The sequence below is a fragment of the Streptomyces sp. NPDC001401 genome (assembly GCF_042895385.1).
Classification (GTDB): Bacteria; Actinomycetota; Actinomycetes; order Streptomycetales; family Streptomycetaceae; genus Streptomyces.
In genome coordinates this window covers 267,109-280,818 of record NZ_JBIAWI010000010.1, presented here as the reverse complement: position 1 = coordinate 280,818, position 13,710 = coordinate 267,109, and the positions used below count along the sequence as shown (strand labels likewise).

Genomic DNA, 13,710 nt, shown 5'->3' with positions numbered 1-13,710 from the left:
GTTCCGCCTGCCGCACCGCTCGCCCCACACCACCCGTCCGAGCATGACGCGTTGTCGAGCAGCCACAAAAATACGGAGCCCCGAGCAGCATCCGCCGATCCCCTCTCGGCCCGCCCCGTGCACCAGCGCTGCACTGTGGCCACCGGAGCACTCTTTAGCTCCGCAAACGCGTCGCCACTCCCGGAGAGTGAAACTTCTGACCTACGCATTACATGCACGGCCCAAAGAAGCTCGTTGAGCACACATTCCAAGGTCACCAAAACGAAGAAACCGCAGGTCAGAGGCCTGACCTGCGGTTTCCAATGGAGCCGCCTTCGGGATTCGAACCCGAGACCTACGCATTACGAGAACGCAAGATCGTTGCCCCATGGTTCACTCCTTCTCCCCGTTTTGGCCGTATGTGCAGGTCAGTGGGCATGTTGGTGTCCGGGGCATATTGATCGTTCACGGGGTTTCACCGTCCTTCCGGCCCCAGACGGGCCCCAGGGAGGCCCTGCTGGCGGGCTGGCCAGGCCCCAGCGAGGCGGACCTCCAGCTCACCGGCGGGCGGCAAAACGGTCTCCATCGAAGAGCCCTTGCGACGCAAAGAGGCCCTACCCCGACGGGGGTAAGGCCTCTTGCCGTCTGCGCGGCTCCAGTCCGAACCGCTGAGCACAGATTAGCGGTTCGGGCTTATCTGCGGGACCAGTCCGTACAGGATGCTCGGTCGGATCTCGGGCTGGCCGACGTAGCCGCAGTCGTGCGGGCAGGGCACCCACTTCCAGGGCTGGGCGTACGGGGACCGCATGGACTCGCGGGAGCGGTCAGGGTCGTCGGCCGTGCAGCGGCGTTCGACGCGGCCACGGAGGCCGCAGCCGCTGCACAGGCCGAAGGCGTCGCGGTAGGGGCCGCAGCGTTCGGCTTCGAGGGCGGCGAGCTCGCGCGGGAGGACGGGGTGCGGGTAGGGGCGTCCGCTGCCGGCGACGGGGCCGCCGGTGGCGCGGTCGAACTCGTAGGCTCGCTCTCCAGGCCGGATGGGCAGGGACCACCAGGGCTGTTCGAGGCTGGTGGTGAAGACGTGGCGGACGTTGTGGATCGTGCGGCCCTGGTGGTCGGTGAGGAGTGTCTGGCGGGCGAGGATCCAGCAGCGTCCACCGAAGGTGGTGTATGCCTCGGCGATGTTGAGGGGGTATGGGTGCTGGTCGGCGTGCAGGCCCTCGCGGAGGGTGCCGGTGCGCAGCAGCTCGGTCATGGCCTGCTTGGTGGCGGTGCGAACGATGGGGATGTGCCGTTGCGGGATGCCGTCGAGCGGGATGACGGGCATGGGGTGTCTTCCTTCCTGGTTCGAGGTTTGGCGGGCGTCGTCGATGTCGGATTCGGGGATGCCGAGGTATGTGGCGAGGTCGGCCGGCGTCCCGCTCGGGGCGCCCGGCCCCATGCGAATCAGCAGGCCAGAACGTCGTGTCCGAGCTGGCCCAGCCGCAACGTGATCCAGCCGGCCGTCTGGGGAGCTCGCCCGGGTCGCGTGAAGGCTTCGATATCAGGACGCCAGGTGAAGCCGGTGCTTTCGATGAGGGCCTGGGTCTCGTCGTTGAGGTCGGCGGCGCTTTCTGGTGCGACGACGAGGGCGCCGAGTCGGGTGTCGTATGTCACCAGGTACATGGGCGGTTCCTTCTGGGGTGGGCGGCCCGGCCGGTCGGCCGGGCCGCAGGGCGTCAGGTGGGGCGGCGGACCATGCGCTGCTGAGCGGGATCCCAATCGCACTCGGCGTAGAGGCGGTTGAGGTCGGGCAGGGCCTCGACGTCAGGGCCGAGGTCGATGACGAAGCCGTACTCGGAGCACTCGGCCTCGCCGGGCCAGCGGCCGGTCCAGCGTGTGTTGCATGCGGTGCCGTAGTGGGGGCAGCCAAGGCGCTGGAAGCCGGTGATTGCGCAGCGGGCGACGTCGCAGCGGTCGAGGTGGAAGTTGCCGGGGCTGACCGCGCAGTCGGGGCAGTTGATGAGTTCGGGTTGGGGCTGGTTGGTATCGGGCTCGGTAGCCATATGTGGTCCTCCAGGTATGGGTCGGGCCGCCCACCTGGTGAGGTAGGCGGCCCGAGGCGGGGGCGAGGTCAGGAGGTGGCAGGCTTGGCGGGGGTCCGCTTGCGGGCGGGGCGCGGCTTGGACTTGTCAGCGGCCTTGGCGGCGGCGGGCGTGGCTGCCGTGCGCTTGCGGGTCATGCTCGGATTGGGGTCGCCCTCGGCGGCCGGGGCGGCAGCCTTGGGGCGGCCGGTCCGCTTCCCGGTGGGCTTCGGCTCGGGCTCGGGCGCGGCCTGGGCGGCAGGCTGGTCGGTTTCACCGGCGGCCGGTGCGGTCACCTCGGCGTCGGCGGTGACATCGGCCTCAGGTTCGGGCGCCGGGTCCCAGGGCCGGTGGCCGACGTACAGGGGCTTAGTGTCGAAGGCGGGCAGCAGGCTCTCGGTGATGGCGTCGTAGAGGACGACGCCGGGGTCCTTGTCGGCGTCGAGGTTGCCGATGTGGACGGGGGTGTGCCAGCGGTGGCCGTGCGGCAGGGGGATGGTGCCCTCAATGGACTCGTGGTCGGCGGGCTCGGTGCCGCCGGTGGCCCACAGCTGGATGCTGCTGCCGTCGCCGAGGAGGCGCATGCCGATCTGGCGGTCGTGGGGGCCTTCGAGGCTGATGATGCCGTCGATGATCAGCTCGTTGACCTGCCAGTTGTCGTTGCCGAGGTGGCGGGTGAGGGTTTCGGCGGTGGCGTGGAGGGCTGAGGGTGCGAGTTGCACGACGATCTTCTCCAAGAGGTCGTTGGTGGGTGGGTGGGTGATGCGGCCCCGCCCCGTGGGGCAGGGAGCTTGGGTCAGGCCGGGAGGCTGTCCTGGAGGGTGCGGATGGCCTCGACGACCTGGGCGACGCCGGTGAGCTGGGGGGTGTTGGCCTCCTCGCTGCTGGCGTAGTTCCTGGCGATGCGAAGGGCTTCGCGGGCCTTGTCGCTGTCGCCGCGGCCGAGGTGGTGGCGGGCGCTGTTGAGCTGGATGGCGACGACGCTGAGGGCGGCGTCCTGGACGTCGCACGGGGAGTGGATGGCGAGCTGGCGGGTGCGGTCGGCCCACTTGCGCGCGGCGCCTTCGAGGGCGGTGAGGTCGAGCTGGAGGTCGAGGGCGGGTGCTTCGAGCTGCTGCATGGGGCTCTCCAAGTTGTGGGTGGTGCTGTGGGAAGGCCCCGCCCTGGTGGGCGGGGCCGGTGGATCAGCAGGGGAGCAGGCGGACGCTGTCGCCTTCGTCGAGGAGCATCGAGAGGCGGGAGCCGCTGTCCCAGTCGACGTTGAGCTGTCCGAGGCTGGCGTTGTAGGAGCGGATGGTGCCTTCGTCGCCAGGGCGGAGGTCGGTGTAGGGGTCGGCTGTGGTCACGAGGGCGATGCGCTGGCCGCGTTCGTACATGCGCTGCCTTTCTGGTGTCGGGGGGAGGCCACTCCTGCCTCGCCCTCTTATTCTAAGGGCAGAGAGGGTATGGGGCAAGATTTTTTGCGGGAAAACCGCAGGTCAGATCGCCTTCGCACCTATGAGCTTGTCGGCGAGCGCGATCGCTTCCTGGGTCGCCTCGACGGCCGCGATGTAGCCGAGGATCTGGTCCCGCTCGTCGAACAGGGCCTTCCGCTCCCGCACAGCCCGCTGGTGCAGGCCACCGTCGGCGAGGGTGTCACCGCAGGCGATCACCACGTTCGGGCCCAGGCCCCACACGATCGCGTTGGCGGCGGCGCCGGCCGCCGCGAGCGGTTCGAGTTCGTTCAGCGCCCACACGTAGTCGGCGGGGTCCGCCTGCAGGTTGCGCAGGTGCTGGGCGGCGGCGCGGAACATGCCGCCCGTACCGCCGGCGGGTTCGTGGAACCGCCTGCCCTTCTCCGGCGGCTCGTCACCGATGAGCATCCTGGCCATCACGTCGCACAGCTCCGGCGGAGTGTGGTACTCGCCGAGGCCCTGCCTGGCACCGTGTGAGCGCAGCGAGGTGATCGTCCAGGAGATCACGTCGGTGTCGGAGCGGTTGTAGGGGTCGGGGTCGCCTGTCAGCTGCAGGATGCCGTAGCGCAGCGCCGTCTCTGTCACCCGACGCGCCGCGTACGCCTTCTCCCCCACGCCCTCCTCGGTGAGCCAGCCCATCAGCGGGGCCATGCGGGCCCCCAGGTCGGGGCGGTGGGCCCAGGCGTGCGCGTAGATCTCGCGGTAGCCCTGCAGGAGCTGCCAGTCGGTCGAGGTGCTGATGATGCGGGTGGCGTCCTCGGTGTGGCCCTTGATGGGGAACAAGGCCAGGCCGGCAACGATGCTGACGGGGATGTCGATGCGGTAGCCGCCCCAGTTTGAGGCGTGCCAGGTCTCGGCGACGGCCTCGCCGAGGCGCTGCCCGGCGTCGCGCGGGTTGCCTATCAGCAGCGGTGCGATGCGCCGCGGCGTGGGGATGGGGGCCTGGATAGACGGCAGCTCGGGGCGGGGGTCGGCGAACAGGGCGTCAGGCTCATCCTCGACCGCGACGACAGAGCGGGGCGCGGGCGCCGGGCGAGGCGCCGGCGGGGCGGCGACCGGACGGGACGGCTTCGGGCGGGCAGCGAACGCCGCCGGAACCGGGGGCTCCTCGGCAGGTGCGAACAGGTCGAGTTGTTCCATCGGTTGCTCCTTTTCGGGTGCGGGCGTGACGGCGCCCCGCCACCCGGGCCGGGATCGGCTGGGGTGGCGGGGCGCCGGCGGGGTGGTACGGGGTCAGAGAGAGGGTTGGGCGTCGGGCTGCTCGGACCAGCGGAGGAAGCGGCCGGTACGGAGGAAGTGCGCTTGGCTGACTGCGGACTTGAGGTCGTACTCGCCGAAGACGCCCTGCTGGGGGTCGCAGCCGCAGTCGCACGGCTTCTTCTCGGGCTGGGTGTCGCGGGAGAGGTCGCAGCCCTCGCAGTCGGTCACGTGCCAGGGCATGTCGGAGCCGCAGGCGCACCACCAGCTCGCGAAGTGCCAGGTCCACTGCCCGCCGCCGATGCCGTACCGGCCCTCGTCGTTGGGCTGGATGATCGAGGCGTCCGACTCGGCGTCTTGGTCGAGGTGCTGCCAGGAGATGAGGAGAACGATCGCGCCGGACTCGCCGTCGGTGCCGCCGTCGATGACGTGCACGGTGTCGCGGTTGTCGTAGCCGTATTCGCTGGCCATCTCCTGCGTGCGGGCGGCGAGTTTACGGACGGTGCCGAGCGTGAAGAACGGGCAGAGCCAGCCTTTCCACCGGTTGGTGGGGTCGAGCTTGGCGTCGTAGGGGCCGAACGTGTCGTCGATGCAAACCCGGGTTTCGATCATGCGGGCTTTGGGATCGTCGGGCCGTTGCGGCTGGTTGGTGTCGGGCACGGCCTGTTCCTTTCGGGACGAGAGGGGCCGGGCGCCCGCGGTGCGGGGCCCGGCCCTGTGAGTGGTGGGGTGGGGTCAGAGGTCGGAGCTGGCGGCGGCGAGCGCGTTGACGAGCAGCGCCACCGCCTCGTCGTTGCGGCCGTCGGCCGCCAGCGCGGAGTACCGGAAGAGGGTCGCCGCGGTGGTGAGAGCGAGCTGGCCGACGTACTGCTCGAAGCTCAGCTCGCGCTGTCGCCACGCCCGGTGCTGGTATCCGGCGCGCAGCGCGGCCGTGGCCATGGCATCGGCGTACCGTACGGCCTGGCCCGTGAGGTCCAGGTCCTGCGCGGCGGCACTGAGGGCCTGCGTGGCGACGGCGAGGACCTGGTCGACGCGCCGGACTGCAGGGGCCGTGGGGTGTTGGGCGCGGCAGGCGTGCTGGCGGGCGCGGACACTGCGGATGCGGTCGACGTCGTGTAGCTGCCGGGCGGTGCGCCGGGCCTCGTCGGTGGTGGCGGCCTCTACCTCGTACGAGGACAGGCAGGCCGCGTACAGGTCGCTGTGAAACTCGGCGGAGGCGCCAGAGTCTTCAAGGGCGGGTTCAACGGCAACGATGCGCATCGCATACGGCTCGTCGTTGAAGACCACGGTCCAGCGGCGGCCGGACGGATCGGTGACGGTCATACAGATCTCCAAGAAGCTTTTTCGGTCGAACGGTGTGGCACATATGTGTGCGGGCGGCGGAGGTGCCCGCCGCCCGCCGGAGAGTCAGGCGGTGGCGCTGTAGCGGGTCTTGAGGGCGTCGATGACCTTCGGCAGTACCTCGTACAGCGGCTCGGGCACGTCGGTGAAGTGGCGCGACTCGTCCAGCGCCCCCAGCAGGACGACAGGCCCGCGCAGGCAGACCGGCAGTTGCTTGAGGTAGATGGCGTTGATCAGTGAGGTGGCGTACAGGTTCTCCTCCTGTCGCTGCCTGCCGTCGGCGTCCACGGCCACCGCCAGGCGGCGGTTTCCCTCGGGGCGGGCGTAATGGCCGATCTCGACCCAGCCGCCGACGGCTTCGTGCAGCGCCGCCTGCAGACCCTCGTCGTCGAGGGGCAGTTGAAGGTCGGTGAGGGTTCCGTCGATGTCGAGGCGGACGCCGCGAATCGTCTTGCTCATGGCTTTCTCCCAGTCGGTTGAGGAGTTGGGGCCGTCGCCGCGGCGGCCCCCGGAGCGCGTCAGAACGGCAGGAGTCGCAGGTGGAGTTCGGTGAGCATCTGGCGGCCGATGTGCAGCGCGTGACTGATGGAGAAGTCGTCCCGCTCGGCGCGGGCGGCCATCTCCACCAGGCACTTGAGGAGCACCTCGGGCATGCAGGCGATCCACGTGCGGAAGTCCTGGCCGTAGCCGGCCGTCCGATGGGTCGCACTCAGGACCGCGCCCACGGAGATCGCGGCCTGGCCGGCGGCGTCGGCGGTGAGGCCGAATCGCTCGGCGAGCAGGGCCTGCAGGTGCGGGCCTTCAAGGACGTCGGCGAGACGCTCGGCCACCTGACCGGTGGTGAGCATGTACGGGGCTGCAAGGGGGTCGGTGCGGGCGGCGCTGTTCATGGCTTCCTCCAAGAGGCCGTGGTCCTGCGGGGACGGCACCGGCCGTCCACCTGGCGGGTGGACGGCCGGTATGGGACGAGGTGGTCAGGCGAACCAGATGTCCTGGTACACCTCCAGCTGCTCCAGGGCGAAGTCGAAGGACTGGGCGCGAGCCAAGACGAAGCTGGCCGCGTCGATCGGGCCGTTCTCGGGGTGGACGACCTGGAAGGTGATCTTGACCTCGTCGACCCCGGGCCGGGTGCTGATCTTCAGGATGGCCGGGTCGTTGGCGTAGCGGACGTAGGCGCTGTCGCCGACGATGGCGGTGACAGCGTCTTCGGCTTCGCCGAGGTGGGCGGCGAACTGGTCCAGCAGGGTGATCACGGGCTCCTCCAAGAGGCCGGTCGGGGCGGGCACTCCCCGCCCCCCTCCTCTTATTCTAGTTGCATTTCAGGTAAGGTCAAGAATTTTTTTCCGCATATGACCAGGTCAGGGGCTTGCAGGCGGGCACTGCGCTCGGGCCAGGGCACCGCATCAAGCGCGCGGCGGTGCGTATCCGGCACCACCGCCAGCGGCCAGCCCGCCCAGTGCAGGCCCATCGCGGCGAGGATGAACGCGTCCGCCTTGTCGTAGCGGCCCGGCCCGTCGCACTCCAGGCCGTACCGCTCGGCGACCACGTCACGCACCATGCCCTTGGCGATCCGGGCCCGCTTCTCGCGCGGGTGGTCCTTGGCCGGGTTGGCGCTGCCGGTCGCGTAGATCGTGCGGGAGTGCGGGTTGACGACTGCGTACGGGATGTTCTGCTCCCACAGGTCCTGCGTGAGGATCCACCACAGGCCCGCCAGCTCGTGATGCCCGGCCTGCCCACCCCGCCCGTACGCCGCGCCCTCGATGACCACCAGGTCGGCCGCTTGAGTGCGCTGCCGTATCTCCTCGCGCAGCCACCGCAGCCGGTGGTGCCCCTTGCCCTTGCAGCGCAGCGCGTCCGCCCAGCCGTCGCCGGCGATGCCCGTACACGTCAGCGACGGGTCGACGCCCATCACCAGCGGGGGCCGTACGGTCGGCACCGCCACGGCGGCGGGCTCCAGGACGAGGGCTGTCTGCAGGTGCACGGGGGTGTGTTCCTTCCGGGGTTGGTGGGGCCGCGGGCGCAGCTCGGCTTCGGGGCTCAGTGCAGGTGCCGGGCAGGCCTCTCGCCGCCGGCGGGCAGCTCCTGCAGCGCGACGCGGGCCAGGTGGGCGACGTCGCCGATCAGCGCGGTCACGGAGTGCCCGTAGTCCTCGGGGTTGGCGTTGGCCGCCGCCAGGTACAGGGCCTTGCACATCGGCATGTCGCGATTGGCGTAGGCGGTGATGAATCGCAGGGAGAAGGCGTGCGCCGGGTGCTGGGGGCCGTGGGCCGGGTCGGGTGCGGCCAGCGCCCACAGGAACTCCGGGCTCGGGTGCCCGTAGAGGCGGACGAGGGTCTGCCGTGCGGCGTCGGCGAAAGCGCAGCACACGCCGTACATCTCAAGGCCGTTGCTGGCTGCGGCGATCTCGTCCATCACCTGCATGGCCTCGTCGAAGTCGCGGTTGATGGCGTGCTGCAGGACGTCCATGACCAGCTGTGCGCGACGGGAGGTGTCCACGATGGCTCTGCTCTCTGAAGAAGGGTGGGTGGTAGGGGCCGCGCCCACGGGGGTGGCCACCGCGGGCGCGGCCCGGATCGGGGGGTGTCAGTCGGTGACGCGGTAGGGGTGACCGGCCTGCGGCTCAGGTCCGGTGGGCTCGACGTAGTGCGGGTGTCGGCAGTCGGCGGTCTCGACGTGGGCGCCGGTGTGCGCCTCGCACCGCACGCGGTTCGAGGGGGCTTCGGGGTCGTAGGGGGGCGGGAGCAGGCCGAGGCTCGCGGCCCATGCGTGGCCGCCGGCCGCCCACGCGATCGCGTGCAGGGCGAGGCGTCTGTTCGGCTCGTCCAGTGAGTCGAGGTTGGCCAGAGAGAGGGCGTGACGTCCGGTCAGGACACACGCCAGGCGCAGGACCTGCCACTGACTCAGGGTTCCGATCAGCTGGCCGTCGCCGGCGGACAGGCACGCGGAGGCGACCTGCCGCCAGGCGATGCGGGACTGGCCGTCGCCGTCGTCGACGATCAAGCTCGTGCGCTCCAGCTCGGGCAGCCAGTAGCCGTGCGTGGCCAGCAGCCACACGGCAGCCTCTTCCTGCCACGATCCGGCGGCGCGCTCTCCCAGGCGGGCGCAGAGGGCGGTGATGTGGTTCACGGGTGTCTCCAAGAGGGTTGGTGGGTCAGGTGCGGGGCTTGGGGAGGTGGCCGACGTGCCAGCCGCCGCAGGTGCGGTTGCGGCACGGGTAGGCGGCCAGGCGCACGGCGCCTCTGGCGATGAGCCGGTCACGGTGCTCCTCGGCCTCGTCGCGGGTGTCGTGGCGGCGCTTGCCGGTGCAGGCGCGGCCCTTGGTGCGGATCACTGCACGCCCGCCGGGGCGGTGTCGGTGGCCCCCCAGCTCGGGGTCGTGGGGTGGGGCATGCTCCCTCCAAAGGCGGGGTGGGGCCCGCCCCCGTGGGGGCGGGCGGATCGGTCAGGTGGTGGCGAAATCCAGCTGCAGCTGCTTGGGCTCCTTGGCCTTCGCCTCCTTGCGGCGCGCGGTCATCTCGCGGGCCGCCTGGCGGCAGGACGGGCAGGGGCGTTCGCCGTGGCGGACGTGGTCTTTGGCTCCGGCCTCGGTGCCGCAGGAGGCGCGCAGCTTCGGCTCGGCCAGCTCCTCGTCGCACACGTCGTCGAGGGCGGCGATGACGACGCCGTTGCACCACAGGCGTCCGCCGGCGATGCCGTCGAACAGGGCCTGGGCCGGTTTCACGGTGGCGATGCACACGGCGCGGAACGGGCACGGCCCGCACGTGGCGAGCTGGGCCCCGCACAGACGCTTGATGTCGGCTCCGGTCTTCCACTCGTTCTCGCGGACGGTGAAACCGGCCTGGCCGCGGCAGGGTGCGCGAAGGGTCCAGCCGCCGTTCACAGGACGGCCTTGATGCGCTCGCCGATGTGCCGGGCGACGTTGACCGAGACCGCGTTCCCGGCCTGCATCGTCTGCTCGGCCTGGTTGCCGACGACGACGTACCGGTCAGGGAACCGCTGGGCTCCCAGCTGCTCGCGGGGCTTGAGCATCCGGAAGTTGCAGTCCTCCACCGCGGGCGCGCTGCGAAGGAGCGCGGCCGAGTCGCGGGTGGTCAGCGTGTGAACGGGCTCGGCGGCCGTCTTGACGGCGGCCTTGCGATAGGGGATGACCAGGGCGTTGCGCAGCTCGGTCGGGACTGCCCCGCCAGGGACGACCAGGCCGTGATGATTGCCCTGCGCGGTGACGGCAGTGACCGGCTCGGTCGCCAGCGCCGGGTTGGCGTTCTGCCGGTAGGTGATCACGAACGGCTCGGGGTCGACCGTGACCAGGGCCTCGCTCTCGCGAGTCAGCCGGGTGCGCATCGGGTCGGCGACGTCGCTGCACGCGGTGTTCCAGCTCCCGCCGGTCGGCACGAGCAGCGCGTCACCCTGCTTGATGGTGCGAGTCGAAAACGGCCGCTCGGCCACCGCGTAGGCCCGGTCGGTGCCGTCCTTGCCGTGGTTGAGGGTGATCGAGGAGGGCTGGTGGGGGAACTTGGCCAGGCCCGCACGGATGCGGTCCATGGTGGTGTCCACCAGAGGCTTCTTGCGGTCGCCGATGCGCTGGCCCAGGTCGTCCCAGTTGATGACCGAGGCGGCCGGGCGCACGTACGGCTCGACCTCGGCGTGACGGCAGCGCCTGTTGGGGCAGCGGTAGCTGTAATCGCGCAGGTACTTGCCGACCCGGACCCTGGGGTCGAACCACGCCTTCTTCGCGCGGACGTCCTTGCCGCACTCGAAGCAGAACGCCAGCGGGCGGGGCTCCAAGTCCGGCTTGGGCATGCCCTTGAGGCGGAAAAGTATGTAAACACGATCCCGCCACTGTGGGGCGCGCAGGTTGTCGTCGTCGCCCACGTGCGCGGAGGTGACGCTCAGAATCTGCGGCGCCTCGTAGCCCTGGGTCTTCAACGCCTTGACCATGTCCTTGAAGTTGATCCAGGACAGGACGAACTCGACGACGTTCTCGATGACCACGTACGGGAACCGCCTGGCCTCGCAAGCCCGCACGACGCACCAGGCCGTGGCCCGGGTCCGCTCGAACGCCTGCGGGGTCAGCGCCTCCCACTCCTCCGCCTCGTCCTCATCAAGGCTCTCGAGGACGTCCGTCAGGCTCATCTGATCGGTGGGGTGGATAAGGCCCCCGGCCGGGCTGACCTCAGTGCAGATGATCGACGCCCACAGCAGCAGGGCGCGGGGCAGGAATCGCATCGGATAGCCGGTGACGTCGGCGGTCAGGTGCTCGATGTTGGGGTGGTTGGCGGCGTGGGAGTCCATCGCGGTCTGCCAGTGGTTCATGGCGAGCTTGCCGCGCCAACCGGCCTCCACCAGGCCGGAGGAGGATCCGCCGGCCCCGGCCAGCAGGTCGTTGAACGTCAGCTCGATGCTGGCGGGAAGAGTGGCCAACAAGGTGTGTTCTCCAAGAGGTTGGGGCCCCGCGCGGTGTCGGCGCGGGGCCGAGGGTGGTCAGGCGCGGGCGGGGCAGGGGCCGGTCAGCTGCAGCAGGAGCAGCGGCAGGGCCTCCAGGTCGCCAACCTCGCGGGCGTAGTCGATGGCGTTGCGGATCCGCTCGCGGTCGGCGGCGGTGACGGCGTGCGCGATGACGCAGAAGCAGGCGGCGGCCGGCGGCGAGGCCTGGGGCTGGGGCTGGGTGTCGGTCACGAGTTGTCCAAGAGGTTGAGCGCCCGGCCCCGCGCCGTGCGGGGCCGGGCCGGTCGGGGTGGGGGTCAGATGAGGGGCAGGCGGGCGACGAAGATGAGCACCACCACGTCGCGGCGCTGCCACAGCGTCAGAGGCCACTCGGTACCGCCCTGTTCGTGGACCGTCTTCCAACCCCCCTCTTCGAGGAGGTGGGTCTGCCAGCCGTACTCCTTGACCGCCTCCTGGTGGCTGTCGAAGGGACCGCTGATGACCCGGCCGTGAGCGGCGTGCTGGGAGGTGACGCCGGTGACCGCGACGGCGAACCGCTGAGCGGACGCCAGCAGGACCTCGCCGAGCCTGGTTCCGGCCGTCTGTGTGTCCGCGTCGGGAAGGGACTTCAGGTGCAGGGCGATGGCGGCGAGCATCGAGACGATGTCCGCACCGTGCTTCTCGTGCTCGCCGCTCTCGGTGGAGTCGAAGACCAAGGCGTCGTAGTTGGGGTTGTCGTGGTGGCCGCGCTGGATGAGCCAGCCGGTGACCTGCTCCAGCCGATCCGGCAGCGCGTCGTGATCGGCGATGACCAGGTGCGTGCCGTCGGGCAGGTCGACGTAGATGACGGTCTGGCCGCCGCAGGTCTCGATGTCGCAGACGAGGCCGACCATGCGCAGCGGCGTGGTGACCGGCTCGTACTGCTGCCACAGGGCCTGCCACTCGGGCCGGTTGACGCGGCCGTGGTCAGGAAGGGGTGCGATGCTCATTCGATCTCCAAGAGGTAGCTCGTACGGTACAGAGTTGTGGCACATTTCGAACAGGGGGGCGACTCATTCCGCCGCCCCGCCCTCAGTGGCTCACAGTCATGGCGTGGCCCGGGGCTCCGCAACCCAGGCAGCAGGCAGACCGTTCGCGCGGTGCGGCCAGCAGCCGCAGTGCCCGCAGCGGACCGGGACGGTGACCGCCGCCCCGGCGGGGAGGATGCCGACGTGGCCGAGCAAGGCCCGAAGGCGCCGCAGCTCGGCGTTGTCCCGGGCGGCGCGCTGCCGCTCAGCCTCCTCGACCTCGATCGTGATCCAGTTGGCCTGGGCGTCGAGGATGTCGGCCATGCGGCGGGCCTCCTCGGCGATCCGCCGCGCCTGATGGGCGGCGCGCCGGTCGCAGGTACGGCCGAGGTGGAATTCGGCGCCGCCGACCTCGGTGAGCAGCTCGTCGGCGAGCTGATCGCGGGCGTGCTCGCCGTCACCGAGGCCATCCAGGTGCGCCTCGGCGCGAGCCTGGTCGTCACGGTCGGCGATGTCGGCGAACAGGGCGCCGATACCCACGGGGTCCTCGCGCCAGGCGCGAGCGAGGGCGATCAGGACGGGAGTGACCTGCTGGGCAGAGTCCAGGACCAGGCGGTCGGGATGCTCGCTGCGCAGGGTGGGCAGGTGGCCCATGTGGTTCCTCCAAGAGGAGCAATTCGGTCGAGTGGTGTGGCACATACGCCGGGCGGGCGACGGGGCTGGTCCGCCACCCGCATCGGGGGGTCAGGAGGCGTGAGCGTGCTTGGAGGCCAGAGGGAAGCCGAGTTCGGCGGCGATCCGCTCGCCGAGGTCGACGCTGGCCGTGAAGTGGCCGTCCTTGTACTCGCGAGCGGGGACCTTCAGGCCGTGGAACTCGCCGCGCGCCTCAGTGATGGCGACCGGCCAGGCGGCGTCGAGGAATCCGACAACCCGTTCGGACTCGACGACCAGGACGTCGCCATCGCGGATGTCGTCGCGGCACTGGGTGGCGTCGTACGCCTCACAGGTGTCGGCGAAGCGGTGGACGACCGGGCCGCTGGCTGGGTCCTCGACGGTGACAACGCCCTCGGCGGTCAGGGTCGTGATGCTCAGCTTCACACCGAACGACCAGACCTCGGCGATGGTCTTGCCCTCTTCGTACGTAACCTTCAGCTTCCAACTCCCGTCCGGGAGGGTGACGGTTGCCGCGTCTGTGGTCGGCTGCTCGCTCATGCGGTTCTCCTTGCGGTATCGGGGGAGGATCCCCCT

General features: G+C 70.4%; 22 protein-coding genes. All 22 read right to left on the bottom strand.

Going from position 1 to position 13,710, the window contains the following annotated elements; translation table 11 throughout:
• Nucleotides 1–658 precede the first annotated feature (658 nt).
• On the bottom strand, nucleotides 659–1,303 hold the full coding sequence (locus tag ACFY10_RS31035) for a hypothetical protein (RefSeq protein WP_390668513.1): 645 nt from the start codon (nucleotides 1,301–1,303) through the stop codon (nucleotides 659–661).
• A gap of 119 nt (nucleotides 1,304–1,422) precedes the next feature.
• Nucleotides 1,423–1,641, bottom strand: coding sequence for a hypothetical protein (locus ACFY10_RS31030; protein ID WP_390668512.1), 219 nt, complete (start codon nucleotides 1,639–1,641; stop codon nucleotides 1,423–1,425).
• Between the two features lie 53 nt (nucleotides 1,642–1,694).
• On the bottom strand, nucleotides 1,695–2,021 hold the full coding sequence (locus ACFY10_RS31025; RefSeq protein WP_390668511.1) for a hypothetical protein: 327 nt from the start codon (nucleotides 2,019–2,021) through the stop codon (nucleotides 1,695–1,697).
• Between the two features lie 68 nt (nucleotides 2,022–2,089).
• Nucleotides 2,090–2,776: a hypothetical protein gene (locus ACFY10_RS31020; RefSeq protein ID WP_390668510.1), complete on the bottom strand. Its 687-nt coding sequence runs from the start codon at nucleotides 2,774–2,776 to the stop codon at nucleotides 2,090–2,092.
• Nucleotides 2,777–2,835: 59 nt separating this feature from the next.
• The gene (locus ACFY10_RS31015) at nucleotides 2,836–3,159 is read right to left on the bottom strand and encodes a hypothetical protein (protein ID WP_390668509.1); all 324 of its coding nucleotides are present in this window, start codon (nucleotides 3,157–3,159) and stop codon (nucleotides 2,836–2,838) included.
• 64 nt (nucleotides 3,160–3,223) lie between these two features.
• Entirely contained in the window at nucleotides 3,224–3,415 is a 192-nt protein-coding gene (locus ACFY10_RS31010) for a DUF4314 domain-containing protein (protein ID WP_390668508.1), read from the bottom strand.
• 102 nt (nucleotides 3,416–3,517) lie between these two features.
• Nucleotides 3,518–4,633 (bottom strand): N-6 DNA methylase, encoded by a 1,116-nt coding sequence (locus ACFY10_RS31005; RefSeq protein WP_390668507.1) that lies wholly within the window; start codon nucleotides 4,631–4,633, stop codon nucleotides 3,518–3,520.
• A gap of 93 nt (nucleotides 4,634–4,726) precedes the next feature.
• Nucleotides 4,727–5,350: a hypothetical protein gene (locus ACFY10_RS31000; RefSeq protein ID WP_390668506.1), complete on the bottom strand. Its 624-nt coding sequence runs from the start codon at nucleotides 5,348–5,350 to the stop codon at nucleotides 4,727–4,729.
• A gap of 75 nt (nucleotides 5,351–5,425) precedes the next feature.
• Nucleotides 5,426–6,013: a hypothetical protein gene (locus tag ACFY10_RS30995; protein ID WP_390668505.1), complete on the bottom strand. Its 588-nt coding sequence runs from the start codon at nucleotides 6,011–6,013 to the stop codon at nucleotides 5,426–5,428.
• 84 nt (nucleotides 6,014–6,097) lie between these two features.
• Entirely contained in the window at nucleotides 6,098–6,490 is a 393-nt protein-coding gene (locus ACFY10_RS30990) for a hypothetical protein (RefSeq protein WP_390668504.1), read from the bottom strand.
• Between the two features lie 59 nt (nucleotides 6,491–6,549).
• The gene (locus ACFY10_RS30985; protein ID WP_390668503.1) at nucleotides 6,550–6,921 is read right to left on the bottom strand and encodes a hypothetical protein; all 372 of its coding nucleotides are present in this window, start codon (nucleotides 6,919–6,921) and stop codon (nucleotides 6,550–6,552) included.
• A gap of 84 nt (nucleotides 6,922–7,005) precedes the next feature.
• A complete protein-coding gene (locus tag ACFY10_RS30980; protein ID WP_390668502.1) occupies nucleotides 7,006–7,317 on the bottom strand; it encodes a hypothetical protein in 312 nt (103 codons plus the stop codon).
• Between the two features lie 17 nt (nucleotides 7,318–7,334).
• Nucleotides 7,335–8,012: a hypothetical protein gene (locus tag ACFY10_RS30975; RefSeq protein WP_390668501.1), complete on the bottom strand. Its 678-nt coding sequence runs from the start codon at nucleotides 8,010–8,012 to the stop codon at nucleotides 7,335–7,337.
• A gap of 56 nt (nucleotides 8,013–8,068) precedes the next feature.
• Nucleotides 8,069–8,527: a hypothetical protein gene (locus ACFY10_RS30970; RefSeq protein ID WP_390668500.1), complete on the bottom strand. Its 459-nt coding sequence runs from the start codon at nucleotides 8,525–8,527 to the stop codon at nucleotides 8,069–8,071.
• 87 nt (nucleotides 8,528–8,614) lie between these two features.
• The gene (locus ACFY10_RS30965) at nucleotides 8,615–9,157 is read right to left on the bottom strand and encodes a hypothetical protein (RefSeq protein WP_390668499.1); all 543 of its coding nucleotides are present in this window, start codon (nucleotides 9,155–9,157) and stop codon (nucleotides 8,615–8,617) included.
• Nucleotides 9,158–9,182: 25 nt separating this feature from the next.
• Nucleotides 9,183–9,362, bottom strand: coding sequence for a hypothetical protein (locus tag ACFY10_RS30960; protein WP_390668498.1), 180 nt, complete (start codon nucleotides 9,360–9,362; stop codon nucleotides 9,183–9,185).
• Between the two features lie 111 nt (nucleotides 9,363–9,473).
• Entirely contained in the window at nucleotides 9,474–9,911 is a 438-nt protein-coding gene (locus ACFY10_RS30955; RefSeq protein WP_390668497.1) for a hypothetical protein, read from the bottom strand.
• Entirely contained in the window at nucleotides 9,908–11,452 is a 1,545-nt protein-coding gene (locus ACFY10_RS30950; RefSeq protein WP_390668496.1) for a DNA cytosine methyltransferase, read from the bottom strand. The genes ACFY10_RS30955 and ACFY10_RS30950 overlap by 4 nt, the downstream gene beginning before the upstream one ends.
• Before the next feature lie 60 nt (nucleotides 11,453–11,512).
• Nucleotides 11,513–11,707 (bottom strand): hypothetical protein, encoded by a 195-nt coding sequence (locus tag ACFY10_RS30945; protein WP_390668495.1) that lies wholly within the window; start codon nucleotides 11,705–11,707, stop codon nucleotides 11,513–11,515.
• A 65-nt stretch (nucleotides 11,708–11,772) separates the two neighbouring features.
• Nucleotides 11,773–12,444 carry a hypothetical protein gene (locus ACFY10_RS30940; protein ID WP_390668494.1) on the bottom strand — a complete coding sequence of 224 codons (672 nt, stop codon included), beginning with the start codon at nucleotides 12,442–12,444 and terminating at the stop codon, nucleotides 11,773–11,775.
• 96 nt (nucleotides 12,445–12,540) lie between these two features.
• Nucleotides 12,541–13,116, bottom strand: a complete 576-nt coding sequence (locus tag ACFY10_RS30935) for a hypothetical protein (RefSeq protein ID WP_390668493.1) — start codon at nucleotides 13,114–13,116, stop codon at nucleotides 12,541–12,543.
• A 90-nt stretch (nucleotides 13,117–13,206) separates the two neighbouring features.
• Nucleotides 13,207–13,674, bottom strand: coding sequence for a hypothetical protein (locus ACFY10_RS30930; protein WP_390668492.1), 468 nt, complete (start codon nucleotides 13,672–13,674; stop codon nucleotides 13,207–13,209).
• Nucleotides 13,675–13,710: the final 36 nt, after the last annotated feature.